The organism is Flavobacterium sp. N1994, from assembly GCF_025947145.1.
Classification (GTDB): Bacteria; Bacteroidota; Bacteroidia; order Flavobacteriales; family Flavobacteriaceae; genus Flavobacterium.
In genome coordinates this window covers 2,228,157-2,248,368 of record NZ_CP109999.1, presented here as the reverse complement: position 1 = coordinate 2,248,368, position 20,212 = coordinate 2,228,157, and the positions used below count along the sequence as shown (strand labels likewise).

At 33.4% G+C, this 20,212-nt stretch carries 21 protein-coding genes; 12 read left to right on the top strand and 9 right to left on the bottom strand.

Going from position 1 to position 20,212, the window contains the following annotated elements; genetic code table 11:
* Nucleotide 1: 1 nt before the first annotated feature.
* From OLM53_RS10025 to hemA, 3 genes are read right to left on the bottom strand one after another with little or no spacing between them, the layout of a single operon-like run.
* Nucleotides 2-670 (bottom strand): uroporphyrinogen-III synthase, encoded by a 669-nt coding sequence (locus OLM53_RS10025; RefSeq protein ID WP_264520096.1) that lies wholly within the window; start codon nt 668-670, stop codon nt 2-4.
* On the bottom strand, nt 670-1,596 hold the full coding sequence (hemC, locus tag OLM53_RS10020; RefSeq protein ID WP_264520095.1) for a hydroxymethylbilane synthase: 927 nt from the start codon (nt 1,594-1,596) through the stop codon (nt 670-672). Before hemC ends, OLM53_RS10025 begins: the two co-directional genes overlap by 1 nt.
* A 33-nt stretch (nt 1,597-1,629) precedes the next feature.
* Complete coding sequence (gene hemA / locus OLM53_RS10015) at nt 1,630-2,889, bottom strand: glutamyl-tRNA reductase (protein WP_264520094.1); 1,260 nt, start codon at nt 2,887-2,889, stop codon at nt 1,630-1,632.
* Between the two features lie 228 nt (nt 2,890-3,117).
* Between hemA and OLM53_RS10010 the strand changes: the two genes are divergently transcribed.
* The 5 genes from OLM53_RS10010 (at nt 3,118) to OLM53_RS09990 (ending at nt 7,923) form a co-directional block, all read left to right on the top strand.
* Entirely contained in the window at nt 3,118-3,993 is an 876-nt protein-coding gene (locus OLM53_RS10010) for an AraC family transcriptional regulator (RefSeq protein ID WP_264520093.1), read from the top strand.
* Between the two features lie 98 nt (nt 3,994-4,091).
* On the top strand, nt 4,092-5,105 hold the full coding sequence (hemH, locus tag OLM53_RS10005; RefSeq protein ID WP_264520092.1) for a ferrochelatase: 1,014 nt from the start codon (nt 4,092-4,094) through the stop codon (nt 5,103-5,105).
* Between the two features lie 5 nt (nt 5,106-5,110).
* Nucleotides 5,111-5,656 carry a CopD family protein gene (locus OLM53_RS10000; protein WP_264520091.1) on the top strand — a complete coding sequence of 182 codons (546 nt, stop codon included), beginning with the start codon at nt 5,111-5,113 and terminating at the stop codon, nt 5,654-5,656.
* Nucleotides 5,657-5,659: 3 nt separating this feature from the next.
* Entirely contained in the window at nt 5,660-7,129 is a 1,470-nt protein-coding gene (locus tag OLM53_RS09995; RefSeq protein ID WP_264520090.1) for a sensor histidine kinase, read from the top strand.
* Between the two features lie 11 nt (nt 7,130-7,140).
* Nucleotides 7,141-7,923 carry an enoyl-CoA hydratase/isomerase family protein gene (locus OLM53_RS09990; RefSeq protein WP_264520089.1) on the top strand — a complete coding sequence of 261 codons (783 nt, stop codon included), beginning with the start codon at nt 7,141-7,143 and terminating at the stop codon, nt 7,921-7,923.
* A gap of 3 nt (nt 7,924-7,926) precedes the next feature.
* On the opposite strand, the gene OLM53_RS09985 is transcribed toward OLM53_RS09990, so the two are convergent.
* The 3 genes from OLM53_RS09985 to OLM53_RS09975 are packed head-to-tail and all read right to left on the bottom strand — an operon-like array spanning nt 7,927 to nt 10,351.
* On the bottom strand, nt 7,927-8,571 hold the full coding sequence (locus OLM53_RS09985; protein ID WP_264520088.1) for an HD domain-containing protein: 645 nt from the start codon (nt 8,569-8,571) through the stop codon (nt 7,927-7,929).
* Nucleotides 8,572-8,616: 45 nt separating this feature from the next.
* On the bottom strand, nt 8,617-9,606 hold the full coding sequence (locus tag OLM53_RS09980) for an acyl-ACP desaturase (protein ID WP_264520087.1): 990 nt from the start codon (nt 9,604-9,606) through the stop codon (nt 8,617-8,619).
* 10 nt (nt 9,607-9,616) lie between these two features.
* Nucleotides 9,617-10,351 carry a lysophospholipid acyltransferase family protein gene (locus OLM53_RS09975; protein ID WP_264520086.1) on the bottom strand — a complete coding sequence of 245 codons (735 nt, stop codon included), beginning with the start codon at nt 10,349-10,351 and terminating at the stop codon, nt 9,617-9,619.
* 246 nt (nt 10,352-10,597) lie between these two features.
* Here OLM53_RS09975 and recA point away from each other — a divergent pair, with 246 nt between their 5' ends.
* The 4 genes from recA (at nt 10,598) to OLM53_RS09955 (ending at nt 14,306) form a co-directional block, all read left to right on the top strand.
* Nucleotides 10,598-11,602 carry a recombinase RecA gene (gene recA / locus OLM53_RS09970; RefSeq protein WP_162126762.1) on the top strand — a complete coding sequence of 335 codons (1,005 nt, stop codon included), beginning with the start codon at nt 10,598-10,600 and terminating at the stop codon, nt 11,600-11,602.
* 92 nt (nt 11,603-11,694) lie between these two features.
* Nucleotides 11,695-12,153, top strand: coding sequence for a hypothetical protein (locus OLM53_RS09965; RefSeq protein ID WP_264520085.1), 459 nt, complete (start codon nt 11,695-11,697; stop codon nt 12,151-12,153).
* 21 nt (nt 12,154-12,174) lie between these two features.
* Nucleotides 12,175-12,726 carry an RNA polymerase sigma factor gene (locus tag OLM53_RS09960; RefSeq protein ID WP_264520084.1) on the top strand — a complete coding sequence of 184 codons (552 nt, stop codon included), beginning with the start codon at nt 12,175-12,177 and terminating at the stop codon, nt 12,724-12,726.
* Entirely contained in the window at nt 12,723-14,306 is a 1,584-nt protein-coding gene (locus tag OLM53_RS09955) for a hypothetical protein (RefSeq protein WP_264520083.1), read from the top strand. Before OLM53_RS09960 ends, OLM53_RS09955 begins: the two co-directional genes overlap by 4 nt.
* An 84-nt stretch (nt 14,307-14,390) precedes the next feature.
* On the opposite strand, the gene OLM53_RS09950 is transcribed toward OLM53_RS09955, so the two are convergent.
* Nucleotides 14,391-15,131, bottom strand: a complete 741-nt coding sequence (locus OLM53_RS09950; RefSeq protein ID WP_264520082.1) for a lysophospholipid acyltransferase family protein — start codon at nt 15,129-15,131, stop codon at nt 14,391-14,393.
* A 73-nt stretch (nt 15,132-15,204) separates the two neighbouring features.
* Between OLM53_RS09950 and trpS the strand changes: the two genes are divergently transcribed.
* The gene (gene trpS / locus OLM53_RS09945; RefSeq protein WP_264520081.1) at nt 15,205-16,182 is read left to right on the top strand and encodes a tryptophan--tRNA ligase; all 978 of its coding nucleotides are present in this window, start codon (nt 15,205-15,207) and stop codon (nt 16,180-16,182) included.
* Between the two features lie 2 nt (nt 16,183-16,184).
* Here trpS and dprA read toward each other — a convergent pair whose 3' ends face one another.
* Entirely contained in the window at nt 16,185-17,297 is a 1,113-nt protein-coding gene (gene dprA / locus OLM53_RS09940) for a DNA-processing protein DprA (protein WP_264520080.1), read from the bottom strand.
* A 102-nt stretch (nt 17,298-17,399) separates the two neighbouring features.
* Here dprA and OLM53_RS09935 point away from each other — a divergent pair, with 102 nt between their 5' ends.
* Nucleotides 17,400-18,341: an SPOR domain-containing protein gene (locus OLM53_RS09935; protein ID WP_264520079.1), complete on the top strand. Its 942-nt coding sequence runs from the start codon at nt 17,400-17,402 to the stop codon at nt 18,339-18,341.
* A gap of 65 nt (nt 18,342-18,406) precedes the next feature.
* Nucleotides 18,407-18,916 (top strand): acyl-CoA thioesterase, encoded by a 510-nt coding sequence (locus OLM53_RS09930; protein ID WP_264520078.1) that lies wholly within the window; start codon nt 18,407-18,409, stop codon nt 18,914-18,916.
* Nucleotides 18,917-18,948: 32 nt separating this feature from the next.
* On the opposite strand, the gene OLM53_RS09925 is transcribed toward OLM53_RS09930, so the two are convergent.
* Nucleotides 18,949-20,211 carry a murein hydrolase activator EnvC family protein gene (locus OLM53_RS09925; protein ID WP_264520077.1) on the bottom strand — a complete coding sequence of 421 codons (1,263 nt, stop codon included), beginning with the start codon at nt 20,209-20,211 and terminating at the stop codon, nt 18,949-18,951.
* Between the last annotated feature and the right edge of the window lies 1 nt (nt 20,212).

The following is a 20,212-nucleotide window of genomic DNA, read 5'->3' as shown; positions in this document are numbered from 1 at the left end:
GTTATTGTCTATAATATTCTATACATTTCATTACATTACTTTCCGCTGTTGGTTGGTTGGCAATGATAATATTGGGGGTTACATATTTTAAAGCTTCAGCTGTTGTGTTACCAATGCAAAAGCATATTTCATCATCCATTTTATTTTTTTCTAAATAACTTTCTACTCCAGATGGACTGAAAAACAAAATCCCATTAACTAAAAAATCGATTTTATGTGAAGTCAAAATTGTTTCATAAACCATAACTTCATCCAACTTTATCTGGGCTAATTGCAAAGCGTCAGGCAAAACATCTCTTCGAATGTTTCCACAAAAAAATGTAAAACTATTTTTTGAATATTGGTTACAAATTATTGATGCCAATTCAGATGCATAATCGGAATATACTAGAACTTCAAAATTATTTTGCTCTAATAATCCTTTTGTTTTTTCGCCAACACAAAAACATTTTTTTGTTTTAATGTCTGTTATTTTTTCATTTCTAAGAACGCTTTCAACTGCATTTTGACTAGTGAAAATTAAATACTCATTAATTGAATCTATTTCGAAATCCTTGTTTTGAATACTGATAAAATCCTCATCCGATACGGAAAAATTCGCACTCAACAATTGTTGCTTTTGTTTATCAGAAAGCTTTTTTGTTGACACTATGCGAATTGGATTTTGCATTACTTTTTCAATTCATTTTTGATTTTTGTCATCAACTCGGCACCTCCGTTTTCTAAAATTTCCTGAGCCGAATTAAATCCTAATTTTTTCCACTCAGTAATATCCACTTTTTTATCTACTTCCAATTTTTGTTTTCCGTCAATGGATAACAAAACTCCTTTAAAATCTATCGTATCTTCCTCTTCGTTATATTTTGCTAATGCTCCGATAGGCGCTGTACATCCACCTTCAAGTATTCTTAAAAACTGCCGCTCAATGTAAGTGCAAATTTCAGTTTCAATATCATTAAGTTGCGAAACAGCATCGATGGTAAACGTATCGTTTTCCATAGCAACAATAACCATTGCTCCTTGGGCAGGTGCTGGTATCATCCAATCTAAATTGATAAAACTATCTGGTTTCAGGTTAATTCTTTCCAAACCAGCAGCAGCAAAAACGGCTCCTTTCCAATCGTTATCTTTCAGTTTTTGCATTCGGGTATTCACGTTTCCACGTAAATCGACAACCGTATGGTTTGGGTATTTATGCCACCATTGTGCCTGACGACGTAAACTTCCGGTAGCGATGGTTGCTTCGGAATTGAGGAAATCAGTTATTCCTTTGTGAACTAAAATATCCAAGACATTGGCGCGTTCTAAAACGGCAGCTTGAACAATTCCTTTTGGCAATGCTGTAGGAACATCTTTCATGGAATGTACCGCTATATCAACTTTTCCGCTGATCATAGCAATATCTAAAGTCTTTGTAAAAATTCCGGTGATTCCGAGTTCGTAAAGTGGCTTGTCCAAAATAATATCACCATCTGATTTAACAGCGATAATTTCCGTTTTGTATCCTAAATCTTGAAGTTTCTTTTGAACCGTATGTGCTTGCCAAAGTGCCAATTCGCTATCGCGGGTTCCTATGCGTATGGTTTTATCTGCCACTTTGTTTTGGGTTTATTTTGTAGTAATCAGCAATTAAAAGAATGATTTTTCTTGTTCTAATTGGAATACTTTTTCAATCCATTCAATGCCTTCATCAATAGAGTCGCCATCTTTCAGATGATTGACAAAATGATTCGTGATTTTTTGGATGATTCTATTGCTGATTAATTCAGCTTGCTCTTCGTCAAAGTTGGATAATTTTTTTCTTTGAACATTTAATTCACCTTCTTTAATTGAATTTAATTTCTCCTTTAGTGCTTGAATGGTTGGAGCAAATTTTCTGTTTTTAGTCCAAGCCATGAACTCTTCTTTGATATCTTCAATGATGGCTTCAGCGGCTGGAATATGCAATTTTCTGTTTTCTAATGTCTCATCTGTGATTTGAGATAGATGGTCTAAATGAATCAAAGTTACTCCATCCATTTCCTGAACATTTTCATTTACATTTTTTGGAATTGATAAATCTAAAATCAGCAAAGGTTTTTTCAGGTTTAAAATCGTTTTGTCGATAGTTGGATTTTGAGCCCCAGTAGCAACAACGACCACATCCGCTTTTTGCAATTCTAACTGTAGATCGGCATAATCTTTTACCACTAAATCTAATTTCTGAGCCAATTTTTCAGCTTTATCTTTAGTTCTGTTGATTAAGGTGATTTGCTCGTGTTTGGTATGTTTTACTAAATTTTCACAAGTGTTTCTTCCTATTTTGCCGGTGCCAAAAAGAAGAATATTTTTATTGGCAATATCTTCAACGTTTTTGATAATGTATTGAACTGAAGCAAATGAAACCGAAGTTGCTCCAGAAGAAATTTCAGTATCTGTTTTGATTTTTTTACTAGCTTGAATTACAGAATTTACTAATCTTTCCATGAAAGAATTTACGAGTCCGTTTGATTTACTCTCGTTAAAAGCTATTTTGATTTGACTAATGATTTCAAAGTCCCCAAGAATTTGACTATCTAAACCAGTTCCTACACGGAACATATGATTAATAGCTTCTTGATTTTTATAGATATAGGCCACTTCCTGGAATTCCGGAACTGAACCTTGACTGTTTTCACAAAGTAGTTTAATTAACTCATAAGGATGCTTAGCAAAGCCATATATTTCGGTACGGTTACAAGTTGATGTAACTATTAAGGCTTCAATACCTTCTGCTTCGGCTTGCATCAGTAAAGTTGATTTCGCTTTAGCATCTAGACTGAACTTCCCTCTAATTTCAGCATCTGCTTTTTTATAACTTAATCCAACGGCGTAAAAAGAGGTGTGTTTCGTCATATTAAAATTTTCCATAAACTACTTTCCTTAAAAAGTTAAACAAAATTATCATTATACAATTTATAAAAGTAACGCTCAAGGGACTTTTTGTATCGCTATGAGATATTTAGTAAACAAAATATCTTTTTAGCGTTATTTATCATAAATTTGTAATGAAATCAAGTCTTAACAAAATCCCTATGTAGATTGATTCTAAATAAGATTTTTACTTGGCTTCCCAATCATATACGAAAAAATATCGCTATGGGTTCTCAAGAAATAATAACAATTGAAAACGACTTTACCCTAATCCGGTTTCAAAACGATGAAAATGAAAACTTTCACGTGAAAAAACATATACAGCAAGGGCTAATTCAATTTCATTTTGGCATCAAAGGCAAGGCAAAATTTGTCTTCAATCAAGGAAATTATGCTTTAGATTTGAAAGAAGAAAAGTCTTTGTTATTCTACAATCCACAAAAAGAATTGCCTTTGGATTTAGAATTGGCGCCTAATTCTTGGGTGATTTCGGTCATAATTTCTATACAAAAATTCCATTCTTTATTTTCTTCTGAAGCAGACCATATTCCGTTCTTAAGTGCAGAAAACAACGATAAAAAATACTATAAAGAGGAAAATATCAGTCCGTCTATGGCTATTGTTTTGAGCCAAATGTTTCATTACACACTGAATCCTTCCATTAAAAATTTATATTATAAAGGAAAAGGATATGAATTATTGAGTTTGTATTTTAATCGAAATGAAGATCCAAACGCTGAGCAATGTCCGTTTTTAATAGACGAAGATAATGTGATGAAAATCAAAAAAGCCAAAGAAATCATGATTGCCAATATGGCTGAACCCCCTGGATTAGAAGAACTTTCCGAACAAGTTGGCCTAAGTTTGAAAAAACTAAAAATGGGTTTCAAACAAATTTATGGCGACACCGTTTACGGATTTCTATTTGATTACAAAATGGATTATGCCCGAAGATTGTTAGATTCAGGCTCTTATAATGTTAATGAAGTTGGATTAAAAATTGGTTACAGTACAGGAAGTCATTTTATTGCGGCCTTCAAGAAAAAGTTTGCCACCACTCCCAAAAAATATTTAATGTCCATCAATCAAAATACAGCATAGCATCAATCTCGTATATGCGGTTATCAATAAAAAATGTAAGTACAAATCAAGCCAAAAAAGAAGTTTCATTACTTTTATCAAAAATTAAAATTGCCAAAATGAAAGGAGTATTATTAGTTAATTTAGGTTCACCCGAAAGTCCAACAGCAAAAGATGTAAAGCCTTATTTAGATGAATTTTTAATGGATAAATACGTGATTGACGTACCATTTCTATTACGAGCTTTATTAGTTCGTGGCATCATTTTACAAACTCGACCTAAAAAATCGGCAGAAGCTTATTCGAGAATTTGGACTAGTGAAGGTTCTCCTTTGATAGTGATTTCGAAAAAAATGCATAAAAAAGTTGCGGCAAAAGTTGATATTCCTGTAGCTCTAGCGATGCGTTATGGCACGATAACTATTCAAAAAGGATTACAAGAATTGAAAGATAAAGGCGTTACCGAAGTAATGCTTTTGCCTTTGTATCCTCAACATGCTATGGCTTCAACCACAACTATCGTTGTTTTAGCTGAAGAATTGCGTCAAAAGCACTTCCCGGAAATGACTTTTACCAATGTGCCTGCGTTTTACAACAAACCCGACTACATTCAAGCATTAGCTAATTCGATAAAAAAGCATTTGGATGGATTTGATTACGACCATTTGTTATTTTCGTATCACGGAATTCCGAAACGCCATATTCGTAAAACGGATGTAACTAAATCTCATTGTAAAATTGATGGGTCTTGTTGCAACACCCCTTCTCCAGCACATGAGTTTTGCTATCGTCATCAATGTTATGAAACCACAAAACAAGTCGTGAAATTATTAGGAATTCCAGAAGGCAAATACAGTCAAACATTCCAATCTCGACTAGCAGGTGATAAATGGCTAACTCCTTACACCGATGTTGAAATCAATAAAATGCCCGAACAAGGGATTAAAAAATTAGCGGTTGTCACTCCAGCATTTGTTGCTGATTGTCTTGAAACTTTAGAAGAAATTGCCATGGAAGCCAACGAACAGTTTTTACATCATGGTGGTGAAGAATTTATGGCTGTTCCCTGTATGAATGATGAAGACGAATGGTGTGGTGTAGTTGCGAATTGGATTACCGATTGGAGTAAATAAATAGTATGGAATACTACAACTACATAAAATCATTACATCTCATTTTTGTAATCACTTGGTTTGCGGGTTTGTTTTACATTGTTCGCTTATTTGTTTATCAAATTGAAGCCAACGAAAAACCATCTCCAGAGAGAGAAATTCTGCAAAAGCAATACAAAATAATGACGTATCGTTTGTGGTACATCATTACTTGGCCTAGTGCGGTTTTGGCTATTATTTTTGCATTACTATTATTGCATTTAATGCCCGCTTGGTTGCAAATGCCCTGGATGCATGTCAAACTTGGGTTTGTGGTTTTATTGATAGCTTACCAAATTAAATGTCATTTGATTTATAAAGAATTACAAAATGATGTATTCAATTATTCTTCCAACTTCATGCGATTATGGAACGAGGGGGCAACTATCATTCTTTTTGCTGTTGTGTTTTTAGTAATTTTAAAGAATGCTTTCAATTGGATTTATGGCGTAATTGGAATTATTTTATTTTCGGTTTTAATTATGTTGGGCTTCAAATTTTACAAACGAATAAGAGAAAAAAACAAATCCTAAACCATGTTCAACGGATTTAAAATGTCAATGTTGTCCCTCCGAATTAGGATTTTCCTATCGATGATTATATTGATATTAATTGCCTCCATTTTGATGGCTTCGATTTCTATTATTCAGTTTAAAAATGAAGCTAAAGATTACCATCAAAAAAGATTAGACCAAAAAGAATTTGCAATAAAAGAACACATTAATTATGTTCTTGCCAATACAACCTATCCGCTCACGGAAAGAAATCTACCTCTGATTTTCAAAGATAAAATCCATGAATTAGCTGATATTCATAATCTCGAAATCAACATATATGGTTTGAATGGGAAATTATTGAAATCTTCTAAATCCTCATTTTCAGTTGATAAAGTAGCGCAACCGATTCCAAATTATGTTCTGAAACTCGTTCAATCTTCAGTCGAGAAAAGATACGTAGATATTAAAAATGTAAACGGGGTTAAAAACCGCTCCTCTTATAGCCAGATTAAGGATGACAAATTCAAACCTCTTGGAATTTTAAACATTCCTTATGTGGAAGACGATGGGTTTTATGAAAGGGAATTGCGTCAATTTTTAATACGATTGAGTCAAGTTTATTCCTTTATGTTAGTTATTGCTTTTGCTTTGGCCTATTTCCTTTCGAGTTATATTACTAAATCCTTGAAAACCATTTCGGATAAAATCAATGAAACAAGTTTGAACCAAAAGAACGAGAAAATTGTCATTGAAGCCAATAGTAAAGAAATCAATTCGTTGATCAATGCTTATAATCGAATGGTGGATAAACTAGAAGAAAGTGCAGTCAAATTAGCACAAAGCGAACGGGAACAGGCTTGGCGTGAAATGGCAAAACAAGTAGCTCATGAAATTAAAAATCCATTGACACCAATGCGTTTGACAGTACAAAGTTTCCAAAGAAAATTTGACCCGAATGATCCCGAATTGAAACAAAAACTGAATGATTATTCCAAAACTTTAATCCAACAAATTGATACTATGAGTGCTGTAGCTTCTGCCTTTTCTAACTTTGCATCGATGCCGGCACAGCAAAACGAAACACTCAATGTGGTGCAAGTGGTAGAATTAGCTTTGGATATTTTCAACGAAGATTTTATAGTTTTTGAAAGCAATAAAGAATATATCATTTCCAAATTAGACCGAACACAATTGATTCGTATCATAACCAATTTGGTTAAAAATGCTATTCAATCCATACCTGAGGAACAAGTAGAAAAGCGAGTTTTGGTTTTAGTAAATGAAATTGAAAACGATGTTATCATCACGGTTGAAGACAACGGAATTGGTATTGAATCGGATAATATTGAGCATGTTTTTGAACCAAAATTTACTACCAAAACAAGCGGAATGGGATTAGGCTTAGGAATTATAAAAAACATTATAGAAAATTATAAAGGAACCATTACTTTTGAAACAGAAATCGGAAAAGGAACCACTTTTTTTGTGTCACTTCCTATTGTTAAATAAAACTACTTCATATGAACTTTGAAAACATACTAGTAACTATCGAAAACAGCATTGGACAAATCACTATTAACCGTCCATCAAAATTAAATGCTCTCAATGTTGCCACTATCAATGAGCTTCACAATGCATTCGAAAGTTTAGAAAATAATAATGATGTAAGAGTAATTATCATTACTGGCGAAGGAGAAAAGGCTTTTGTTGCAGGCGCAGATATTTCGGAATTTGCTAATTTTTCTGTTGAAGAAGGGGCTCAAATGGCAGCTCAAGGTCATGAATTACTTTTTGATTTTATCGAAAATTTAAAAACTCCAACGATTGCCGCTGTAAACGGTTTTGCACTTGGTGGTGGATTAGAATTAGCCATGGCATGTCATTTCCGAATTGCTTCTGATAATGCCAAAATGGGCTTGCCTGAAGTTTCTCTCGGAGTGATTCCAGGTTATGGTGGAACGCAACGATTACCTCAATTGATTGGAAAAGGTCGCGCCATGGAAATGATTATGACTGCAGGAATGATTTCAGCTGAAGAAGCATTTCGTGCCGGATTAGTAAACCATGTTGTACCACAAGCAGAGCTTTTAGACTTCACCAAAAACATTGCAACTCGCATTATGAGAAACTCGCCTTTTGCGATTAGTAGAGCTATAAAGGCCATTAATGCTAACTTCAAAGATGGTGTCAATGGATATGAAACCGAGATTCGAAATTTTGGAAAATGCTTCGGCACCGAAGATTTTAAAGAAGGAACAACCGCTTTTTTAGAAAAAAGAAAACCAGAGTTTAAAGGAAAATAAATTTTATCGTTCCCCATCCCACTCCGCATAAAACTGCGAAAGGAAATTTTCCATATATAGATGACGTTCTAGTGCAATTTTTTTTCCAGTTTCGGTATTCATTTTATCTTTTAACAAAAGAAGTTTTTCGGAGAAATGATTCAAGGTTGGTGCTTCCGAATTTTTGTATTCTTCCCTGGTCATATTCAAATTTGGCACAATTTCAGGATTGTATAATGCGCGGTTTTTAAATCCGCCATAATTGAATGTTCTAGCAATTCCGATAGCTCCAAGAGCATCCAATCGATCTGCATCTTGAACAATTTCTAATTCTTTGGAATTAAATTTCTTTTCGAAATTTCCGCCTTTGAACGAAATGTTTTCGATGATATTAATCACATGCTGAATAGTGGTTTCATTAACATTTTCATTCTCTAAAAAAGTTCGGGCAATCTTAGGACCAATGGTTTCATCCCCATCATGAAATTTTGCATCTGCAATATCATGAAGTAGGGCACCTAATTGAACAACCTCCAAATTACACTCTTCATTTTGGGCAATTAAAAGCGAATTCTTGTAAACGCGTTCGATGTGAAACCAGTCATGGCCTCCTTCGGCATTTTCTAATTCTTGTTTTACAAAAAGTTTCGTTTTATCTAGTAAAGTCATTATTTCAGAATTAAAAAATCCCTTCAAAATGAAAGGATTTCTATGTTATTTTATCAAAGCAGGTTGTACCCATTTAAAAACATAAGTCTCATCTGGCAATACCAATCGCTCAGAAACTTTTGCCATTCGAGCTGGTAATTTCATCAAATAATCTCTAGCTTTTTCAGCTTCGTCTGTAAGTCCGCCTATTTTGTCTATTTCCCATTTGTCAATCAATTTTTGAAGAATATCCACATAATCATTGGCAGTATAAACCCCAAGTTTTTGAGCTGAATTGGAAAATTCTTCAAATGCTTTGCCGATTTTTTCCCCAGATTCTCTCAAGAAATGAGCTGGCATAGTTATTTTTTGCTTCATCATATATTGAAACGCCAACATCATTTCTGAAGGATCAACCTTAAAAATTTCATTTACAAATTCGCTGTAAGCTGTGTGATGACGCATTTCATCTCCTGCAATTAATTTACAAGCTTTGGCTAATTTTTTATCGCCATACTCTTTGGCTAATTGCGACACTCTATTGTGTGAAACGTAAGTTGCTAGTTCTTGAAAGCTAGTATACACAAAATTCTTGTAGGGATCTTTACCGGTGCCGATATCAAAACCATCATTGATTAAATGTTGTGTTGTAATTTCAACTTCACGCATGTTAATTCTTCCTGATAGGTAAAGATATTTGTTTAATAAATCTCCATGGCGATTTTCTTCACCAGTCCAATGGCGAACCCATTTAGACCAAGCGTTTCTACCATCGTTATCAACACCTTCAACTTCCATAAGCCATGATTCATAGGTAGGAAGAGCTTCTTCTGTTATCGTATCACCAACCATAGCCACCCAAAAATCATAGGGTATATCTTTGGCAATTTCTTGTAGTTCCTTAACCTCTTCAAAAAAAGTTTCACTTTGAGCATCTGGAATTAGGTCTGATGGTTGCCAAATTTTATCAACAGGAATCAAAAACTCGTCAATGAAGCCTTCTACTTTATTTTCTAGAAACTGCATCACTTCTAGACGTATATTTTTTATTGACATTATATCTAAATTAAATTTTAATAGATTGGGTTACTGCTTTTTCTGTTCTCTCCATTATTTCTTCAAATGAATATTCGCTTACTGGAATGGCTTCATGAATTATAAATTGCAAATGATTTCCCAAACCCATTGGAAAAGGGCCAAATTTAACCATTTTCCACGAATTATTAATAGTAATTGGGACAACATATGCTGATGGAGCGTATTTGCATAAGATTTTTAGTCCACTTTGAGCAAATTCTTTTGGTTTACCATTTTTGCTTCTTGTCCCTTCTGGGAAAATGACTGCTGAACGGTTGTGTTTTTCTATATATTCTGATAGCCCTTTAATCAATGGAATAGCTTGTTTTGGGTCTTTTCTATCAATTAAAATAGAACCACCATGTCTGAGGTTATAGGAAACACTTGGGATACCTTTTCCTAATTCTTTTTTACTAACAAATTTGGCATGAAAACGTCTCAAATACCAAATAATTCCAACGATATCATACAAACTTTGATGATTCGCCACAAAAATTATAGGTACATTTTTTGGTATGGTGTCTCTGTTTTCAAAAGTATACCTTGTTCCAAGAATGTTAGTACATTTTGTCAAAAAGAAATTCAAATAATCGACACTCTTTTTGTGAGCCTGATATCCAAAAACATTGAAACAAACCCATTGAATAGGATGGAAAATAACTAATGTCAATCCGAAACACAGATAGTACAAAACGGAAATAGGGTACGAAATAAGTTTTTCCATAACAGTAAGAATAGAGGTCAAAAATAAGTAAATTCAAAGGATCAAATGTAAAAAAGAAACAAAAAACATTTGAAGTTATATTAAAACATACACTTTTTGTGTACCTATATAAAATCAAACTTATCTATCTTTAAAATTAAAATAATTTAGATTTTAAAGAATAAAATATTTTGTTCAAAACTCCTCTACTTTGTATCCTATAACATCAAAAAAAGCATTATTTTTATGCCACAAAATTTATAAAAAATGAGTTCAGAAAAAGAAGCCAAATTAAAAGCATTACAACTAACACTCGATAAATTAGACAAAGCTTACGGAAAAGGAACTGTCATGAAAATGGGAGACAAAGCCGTAGAAGAAGTTGAAGTAATTCCTTCTGGATCTCTTGGTTTAGATTTAGCTTTAGGGGTAAATGGTTATCCAAAAGGTAGAGTGATTGAAATATATGGGCCTGAATCTTCAGGAAAAACAACTTTAACTTTACACGCCATTGCCGAAGCGCAAAAAGCGGGAGGTATTGCTGCATTCATTGATGCTGAGCATGCTTTTGATAGAAACTATGCTGAGAAATTAGGGGTAGATATTGAAAACTTGATCATTTCACAACCTGATAATGGAGAACAAGCTCTAGAAATTGCCGAAAACCTAATTCGCTCTGGAGCTATTGATATTGTAGTAATTGACTCGGTTGCTGCCTTAACGCCAAAAAGTGAAATAGAAGGAGAAATGGGTGATTCCAAAATGGGATTACATGCTCGTTTGATGTCTCAAGCTTTGAGAAAATTAACTGGAACTATTAGTAAAACTAACTGTACTGTTTTCTTCATTAACCAATTGAGAGAGAAAATCGGAGTTATGTTTGGGAATCCAGAAACTACAACTGGAGGAAATGCTTTAAAATTTTATGCATCTGTCCGTTTGGATATTCGCCGTTCCTCTCAAATTAAAGATGGTGAAAATGTAATAGGAAACAGAACCAAAGTGAAAGTGGTAAAAAACAAAGTAGCTCCACCGTTCAAAACTGCTGAATTCGATATAATGTATGGCGAAGGAGTTTCTAAAACTGGTGAAATTCTAGATTTAGCCGTTGAATTTGAAATTATCAAAAAAGCGGGATCATGGTTCAGCTATGGCGACACTAAATTAGGTCAAGGTCGGGATGCGGTCAAAGTTTTAATCAAAGATAATCCAGAATTAGCCGACGAATTAGAACAAAAAATAAAAGACCTCATCAAAGAGAACAATGCTTAACACTACAAACCCGAAAATTTTCGGGTTTTTTTATTACCTTAACGCAACCATTTTTTTAAAATTACATCCTAACAGCAAAATCAATTATAATCATGAAATCGCAGATTCACGAATACCAAAAAAAATATTATACAATGAGTAAAAGAATACTATCTCTTTTAGCTCTATTTTTTTTATTTAATTCTTGTACCCCAGACAGTGACACAAATTATTTATTCGAATTACGACCGATAGAAAGTGTTGATATTCCAGACCATTTTATTTTAGGTCAAACTTATCCAATAAAGGTTCATTACACAAAACCAACGTCTTGTTATTCCTTTAGTTCGTTGTATTATGATAAAGATTTAAATGTAAGAACTGTTGCCATTGAAAATGCCGTAGCACAAAGAAGCGATTGTCATGAATTGAGTACTGCTGATGCGGTTGCAGATTACACTTTTAATTTTTATGTAACTAGTAATGGTTCGTATATTTTTAAATTTTACCAAGGTCAAGATGCTAACGGTCAAGCTATTTTTTTACAATATGAAGTGCCCGTGACAAATTAAATAACGATCAATTTTTGAAAATTGGATTTAAATCAACTCATTAATGATTGCAAAAATAAGGATAGAAAAGCACAAGAACAGTTATACCGATTATACTCGCCAAAACTGTTTGCCGTATGCTTAAAATATTCACGCAATTATACTGAGGCTCAAGACAATTTACAAGATGGTTTTATTTTGATTTTTAATAAAATTGAACAATACTCTTTTAAAGGTTCTTTCGACGGCTGGTTAAAACGCGTGATGATTAATAATGTTTTACAACACTATAGAAATCAATCCTTTTTAAGCTTGGTTAATGAAGACGTAACAGAAGAGTTTGAAATAGAAATTGACAACGACGAAATATCGCTTGATTATTTGTTAAAAATTATTCAGGAATTACCCGATCGTTACCGGTTGGTTTTTAACCTTTATGTTATCGATGATTATTCGCATGCTGAAATTGCTGAAATGCTATCCATCAATATTGGCACCTCAAAATCAAATTTGTTTCGAGCTAAAATGATTTTAAAAGAAAAAATAGAACACTATAAAAACGAAGAACACGAAAGATTTCCTTCTGCAAAATGAGTGAAAGAAAAAATATAGATAGATTATTTCAAGAGAAATTCAAAGATTTTGAAGCCAATCCTTCTGAAGAGGTTTGGGCAAACATTGAAGCAAAACTCGATGAAAAAAAACGAAGAAGAGTTATTCCTTTTTGGTGGAAATTATCTGGAGTAGCAGCAATTTTATTACTTGGTTTCTTGCTTTCGAAATCATTCTCTTCTGGTGAAATTAAAACGGAAAACCCTCTTGTAAATGGAAAAAATTCTAATCCAAGTAACCCACAAAATATTGAAAAAGAAAAAACCCAACCTGATGAATTAAAAAGTAATTCATCTAACCTTAATTCAAATCCTACAGTACAAAATTCGTCCAACGAGTCTTCTGGCGACATTAAAAAGAATACCGTTTCTGAAGAAAAAAAGACTATTAAAAAAACAGTTCCCTATTCAACTTCTAGTGTCGCAGAAGGAGGAATGTCAAATGATCGTTCTTTGAAAAACAAATTCAATTCTAATCAACATAAAATTCCAGCAAGTAAATCTGTTTTTGAAAAAAATTACAATCAAGAAATAGCGCATAATACAAAAAACCGCAAACAATCAATTGCTGAGAAAGACATAAACAATAGCAAGCAAGAGAATCAAATAGTTCAAACAGAAGCTTCTGTAAACAAAAACAAAGAAGAAAATAAAGAATCAATTAAAAAAGCACCCATCAATCTTGATGATTTAAAAGAAAATAATATCTCAAAAATTGCAACAAAAGAAATTGAAAAGAAAGTAAACGACACTGTAAAGAAAAACAGTGTTGCTAACAATGTGTTGGAAGAATTGCTTAATGAAAAAGAAAGCAAAGTAAAGCAGGAATCTAAAAGAAATAGGTGGCAATTAACCTCAAATGTTGCCCCTATTTTTTTAGGTTCTGTTTCCAATGGCTCACCTATTGATTCTACACTTTCTAAAAATTCTAAATCCTACAACACCAATGTTGGTTTTGGTATTGGTGTAAGTTATGCTGTAAATTCAAAGTTTTCAATCCGAACAGGTCTGAATAAACTCAAAATGAATTACAATACCAATGATATTGTTTTCTTTACTGGTATTCAAGCCAAAATGCTTACTAATGTTACCCCTACGTCATCAAGCGCTATGATACATGTACAAAGTGACGCTAATACTATTATTAATACAGCTTCGGAAACGGGATTATTACCTTTTGAAAATTCATTTGTACACGAAAATAAAGGTTCTCTTAAACAAGAAATAGGTTATATAGAAATGCCAGTAGAAATGACTTACGCCATTTTGGATAAAAAATTTGGCTTCAAAATTATTGGTGGTTTTAGCACCCTTTTTCTTCAAGAAAATAGGTTAACGCTTCTATCAGACGATAGAGATACCGTTCTTGGTCAAGCCAATAATTTAAATGATATCCATTTTAGCACCAATCTTGGATTAGGACTAAAATATACTTTTATGAAATCTTTTGAATTCAATATTGAACCAACTGTGAAATATCAGTTAAACACATTCAGCTCAAACGCCGGTAATTTCAAACCTTATCTCTTTGGGATTTACAGCGGAATTAGCTACCGATTCTAGTTAGGTTAGTTTTAAAATTAGTTAAAGGGGTTATTGCTTTCGAGTAATAACAGAAAAGAGTCTCAAAATTCGAGACTCTTTTTTTTATGGGTTGAACTTTTGAAGTTGTTTCAAAATAACCTGCCTTACGTTCTCTTTGAGTGTTTTTTTATAATCAGGATTTTGATTCTTGGTGTCAAAAAAATGATGGATTTTTACTCTCATTTGTCCAGGACTTCCGCTAAAAAAAGTATAAGAAAACCGTTTTTTATTATCCGCGAAAGTTATTGGAACAATTGGTATTTGATGATCAAGAGCTAATCGGAAAGCACCATCTTTAAATTCACTCAACACAATTGATTCATCATCAGGAACTCCTCCTTCTGGAAAAATACAAATACTGAATCCTTGATTTAATCTTTTTTGAGCCCTTTCAAAAACCTCCATACGGCTTTTTGAACTGCTTCTGTCGACCAAGATGCAAGTTCTTTTATAAAAAAATCCAAAAAGAGGAATTTTGGCCAACTCTTTTTTACCCACAAAAACAAATGGATTTTTAACCACCGAAAGCATCAACATAATATCTGTCATAGAAGTATGATTGGAGACAAACATATAACTTTCGCCTTCTTTAATTTCTTCTTCTGTTTCCACTTTGGGGTAAAACCCCATGCCAAACAATATGACTTTAGCCCAAATTCTAGCCATCGCAAAAAAGTAAGGATACCATGTTTCTTTGAGTATGGAAATAACTAAAAAAGGAAACATAATAAGTATTGGAATCGCCATCAAAACGTAAAACCAAATACGATACAATGTCCAAAAAACAATTTTTAATACTCTCATGTTGTCAAATGTAATGAAAGGGATGCAATTTTTAATACAAAGGTTTAACTTTGCGATTAGAAAAAAGTTGAAAATGTCAAAAATATTAACCGGAATTCAAAGCACAGGAACGCCTCATTTAGGAAATCTATTGGGTGCAATTATACCTGCCATAAAACTATCTCAAAATCCAACAAACGAATCATTTCTTTTTATTGCTGATTTACATTCGATTACACAAATAAAAAACGGTGATGAACTTCGTCAAAACACCTATAGCACTGCAGCGGTTTGGCTAGCTTGCGGGTTAGATGTTAATAAAGTAATTTTTTATCGTCAGAGCGATGTGCCTCAAACGGCTGAATTGTCTTGGTATTTGAGCTGCTTTTTCCCTTTTCAACGTTTGACTCTAGCGCATTCCTTCAAAGATAAAGCCGATAGATTAGAAGATGTAAATGCGGGTCTCTTTTCCTATCCAATGCTTATGGCTGCTGATATTTTACTATATGATGCCAATTTTGTTCCTGTTGGTAAAGACCAATTGCAACACATCGAAATCACCCGTGATGTGGCTTCTCGTTTTAATCATCAAATGGGAGAAACCTTTGTCATTCCTGAGGCAAAAATTCAAGAAGATACTATGTATGTTCCAGGAACCGATGGTCAAAAAATGAGTAAATCTCGTGGAAACATCATCAATATTTTCCTTGAGGATAAAGCTTTGCGTAAGCAAATCATGAGTATAGAAACGGATAGTACTCCATTGGAAGAACCTAAAAATCCAGATACTTGTAAAATATTTGGTCTTTATAAATTGATTGCCAATTCAGATCAAATCGCTGAAATGAGAACTAAATATGCCAATATCAACCGAGATTTTGGTTATGGTCATGCCAAACAAGAATTGTTTGAGTTAATCATCGCTAATTTCAAAACAGAAAGAGAGAAATACAATTACTACATGAGTAACCTTCCAGAAGTTGATGCCCTACTTAAACAAGGAGCAACAAAAGCAGGAACAATTGCTAATGGTGTTTTGCAGAAAGTCAGAACAAAATTGGGATTTGAGTAAATTTAAACAGCCTCAAATAATTTACCTGGCAAAGGTCTAACCACGCCCTTTAATTCCATGTTTAATAAAAGTGATGAAATTCTGAAAATAGGGAATTGGCATTCAAGAGCAATAATATCCAATAATTGTTTTCCGTTCTTTTGAAGATAATCATAGATTATTTTTTCATTTTCATCAAGGGTAATGAATAATTGTTTTTGAATAACCTTGTTGTCTTTCTTAGCTTCTGACTGCATCTCCCAATTCAACATATAAACTAAATCTGCTGCAGAAGTTAACACATTAGCACGTTGCGTTTTGATTAAATTATTACAGCCTTGACTATATTTATCCGTAGTTCTTCCTGGTACAGCAAAGACATCTCTGTTATAATCATTCGCCATAGTAGCTGTAATTAATGAGCCTCCTTTTTCAGCACTTTCAATAACTATTGTAGCTTCACACATTCCGGCAACAATCCTATTCCGTCTGACAAAATTTTCTTTTTCTGGATTAGAATTGCTCCAAAACTCGGTTAGAAATCCGCCATTTGATTCCATTTTTGAAATGTATTTCTTGTGTGTTTTGGGATAAATTTGGTTTAAACCATGCGCTAAAACTCCGATAGTTTGTAATTGATAATCTATAGCCGCTTGATGCGCAACAATATCTACACCATAAGCAAAACCGCTAACGATTATCGGGTTGAAAAGAGCTAAATCTTCAATCAGTTTTTTACAAAATTCAGTTCCGTATGATGTAATTTGCCTTGTCCCAACAATGCTAATTACTTTTCTATTTTCAAGATTTATATTTCCCGTTGAAAAAAGCAAAACAGGCGCATCTATACACTGTTTTAATCGTTCTGGATAATTCTCATTTTGAAAATACAAAACCTTTATTTTTTCTTTTTCTATGAAATGTAATTCTTGTTCTGCTTTTTCGAAAACAGTTTTATCTTTTAGTTTTTGAATCAAAATAGCTCCTATTCCATCAATAGATTTTAAATGATTCCCTTTAGCTTTGAAAATATTTTCTGCTGAACCACAATGATTTATAAGTTTTTTGGCCACAATATCGCCAACGCCATCAACCTGTAATAATGCTAAAAGGTGAAAAAGTTCTTCCGAATTCATATCAGTAATTTACTACGCAAATTAGTAATTTTTTCTTGGGATTGTTAATAAATTTTGTGAATAATTTTTTGATACTACTATTGTTTCTCTAAATTTGTTGACATGAAGATTGAACATTACATTTCCCAATTATTATATCGTTATCAATGTGTTACCGTTCCTGGATTTGGTGCTTTTTTAACCGAATTCCAATCGGCGCAGTTGAACGAAAGTTCAAATTCATTTTATCCCCCAAAAAAGTTAATTTCTTTTAATCCTTTCATAAAAAATAATGACGGATTATTAGCAAACCATTTGGCAGAAGCTGAAAAAATACCTTATGAAATTGCTGTAAATGCTATTCAAAATGAGGTGTCGCATTGGAAAACAAAAATTCAAGAATTGGGTAATTACTCCATCAAAAACATTGGAGATTTTTCATTGAATTCAGAAATGAATATCGTTTTTGTTCCGACAGATCAAATCAATTATCATACAGCTTCTTTTGGATTAAGTTCTTTTGTTTCTCCTTCTGTAAAACGAGAAGTTTATAAAGAAGAAATTGAACAACTAGAAGAAAAAGCACCTATTCTTTTCACGCCAGAAAAAAGAAGTAATTATACTGGGCTGAAATATGCTGCTGTTTTCTTAGTAGCAGCTGGAATTGCAGGAACCTTTGGGTACAAATTTTACGAAAATAAAATTGCCGAAGAGACACTTTTAGTTCAAACTAATGTTCAGAAAAAAGTAAATCAAAAAATACAAGAAGCTACTTTCTATATTTCAAATCCATTGCCTTCAGTAACACTGACAGTTCCATCACCATCAGAAAAAATGCCTTATTGCGTTGTTGCTGGTGCCTTTAGAATCGAAAGTAATGCAGAAGAACAATACCAAAGACTTATCAAATTAGGATTTACAAACGCCAAACGATTAGCGCCAAACAAACATGGATTATTCCCAGTACTCTACGGAAGTTATACTAGTTATTCTGAAGCTCATCAAGTGATGAAAGACATTCAAAAATTAGACAATAAAGAGGCTTGGCTTTTGATTCAAGAATAATAAAATTTATCCCGATGACCTCGGGATTTTTTATGGACTGTCATTACCTTTGCAAAAAACTTGTTATGAATCCGAAACACCCGTCAGAATCATTGACCGTATTAACCGATTTGGTTTTACCAAGCGAAACGAATCCTTTAAATAATCTTTTTGGTGGCGAATTACTAGCCCGAATGGACAGAGCAGCAAGCATTGCGGCTCGTAGACATTCTCGTAGAATTACGGTTACCGCATCGGTAAATCATGTGGCTTTTAACCGAGCTATACCATTAGGCAGTGTTGTAACCGTTGAAGCCAAAGTTTCAAGAGCTTTTAATTCTTCTATGGAAATTTACATTGATGTTTGGTTAGAAGATAGAGAATCTGGTATCAGAACTAAAGCTAATGAAGCTATTTACACTTTTGTAGCCGTTGATGAAACAGGAAATCCAGTATCTGTTCCTCCTATAGAACCTGAAACAGAATTAGAAAAACTAAGATTTGACGCTGCCTTACGCCGAAAACAACTTAGTTTAGTTCTGGCAGGAAAAATGAACCCACACGATGCAACCGAATTAAAAGCTTTGTTCATATAACAAAAAAGTCCCGATTAACTCGGGACTTTTTATTACATGTTAAACAGCCAACTCGCTGGATTGTTAGGAGTTATGTTTTGAAGAATTAAAAACTTCAATACTGTTTTTCCTGTATCTCCATTAGTTCTGATTTTGCCTAAAATTTGTTTAGTAGAAACTTTGTCGCCAGCACTAACGTTAACACTACTTAAGTTTTGATAGACCGTAAAATAATCTCCGTGCTGAATAAAAACAGCAATATTTAAAGGTGATAGTTTAATTACCTTAGTCACTTCTCCGCCAAAGACGGCTCTCGCTGAAGCTCCACTTTCTGTAGTAATCTCAACACCGCTGTTCTGAACTATTAATGTTTTAATTACGGGATGTGGATGCTCACCATAAGTTGAAGTAACAACACCTTTTTCAACAGGCCAGGGTAGTTTCCCTTTGTTGGCTCTGAAATTATTAGCTACTAACTGTCCTTCTGGGGTCAATACAATTTTAGCAGAGGATTCAACCGCTTTTGTCGATTCAGCAGTAGTTGTTTTTGGGTTCGCTTTTGCTCTTGCCGCTGCAGTTTTTTTGTTAGCTGCTGCAATGGCTTCACGAAGTAATTTTTGAATCTGAGCATCAATTTTTCTAGTTTCTTGTTGTTTCTTTTTAATCTCTGCTGTAATTTTCCCTTTGTCTTTTTGAATTTGAATCGCTATTTTTTCTTGCTCTTCTTTTTCTTTGACTAGTTCTTTCTTTTCGTTTTCATTTTCAACAATAAGCTTTTCTTTAGCTGTTTTTTGGACAACAATTTTACTAGTATACCCAACTAATTCTTTTGTCTTTGCTTCAATTTCCTGTCCTTGCATTTTTCTATAACTCGCATATTGCTTCATATACTGAGCTCTTTTATAGGCTTGCAAAAAGTTTTCCGACGACAATAAAAACATAGCTCTACTTTGCTCTGAACGGCTTTTATAAGACTTTAGTATCATTGCAGCATAGTCTTTTCTCAATTGCTCTAAATCACGATTTAATTGATTTATTTTTACTTGATTGATATAGATGTCATTGTTCAACAACTTGGTTTGTTTTTCCGTTGTTTTTATCAATTTTTCTTTTAATCCAATTTTTTCTTTTTGAATCATCAATTGATTGACCACTGTTTTTTCTTTGCTCTTCATAGAATTCAACAGCTCTTCTTTTTCGCGTATTTCCATCTGGATTTTGGCTTTACGCTCTTCCAATTGCTCTTGAGTTGGCGGTTGACTCCACATTTGAATTGCGAAGCATAGAAACAAAAAAGTTAAAAAAGATTTTGGCATT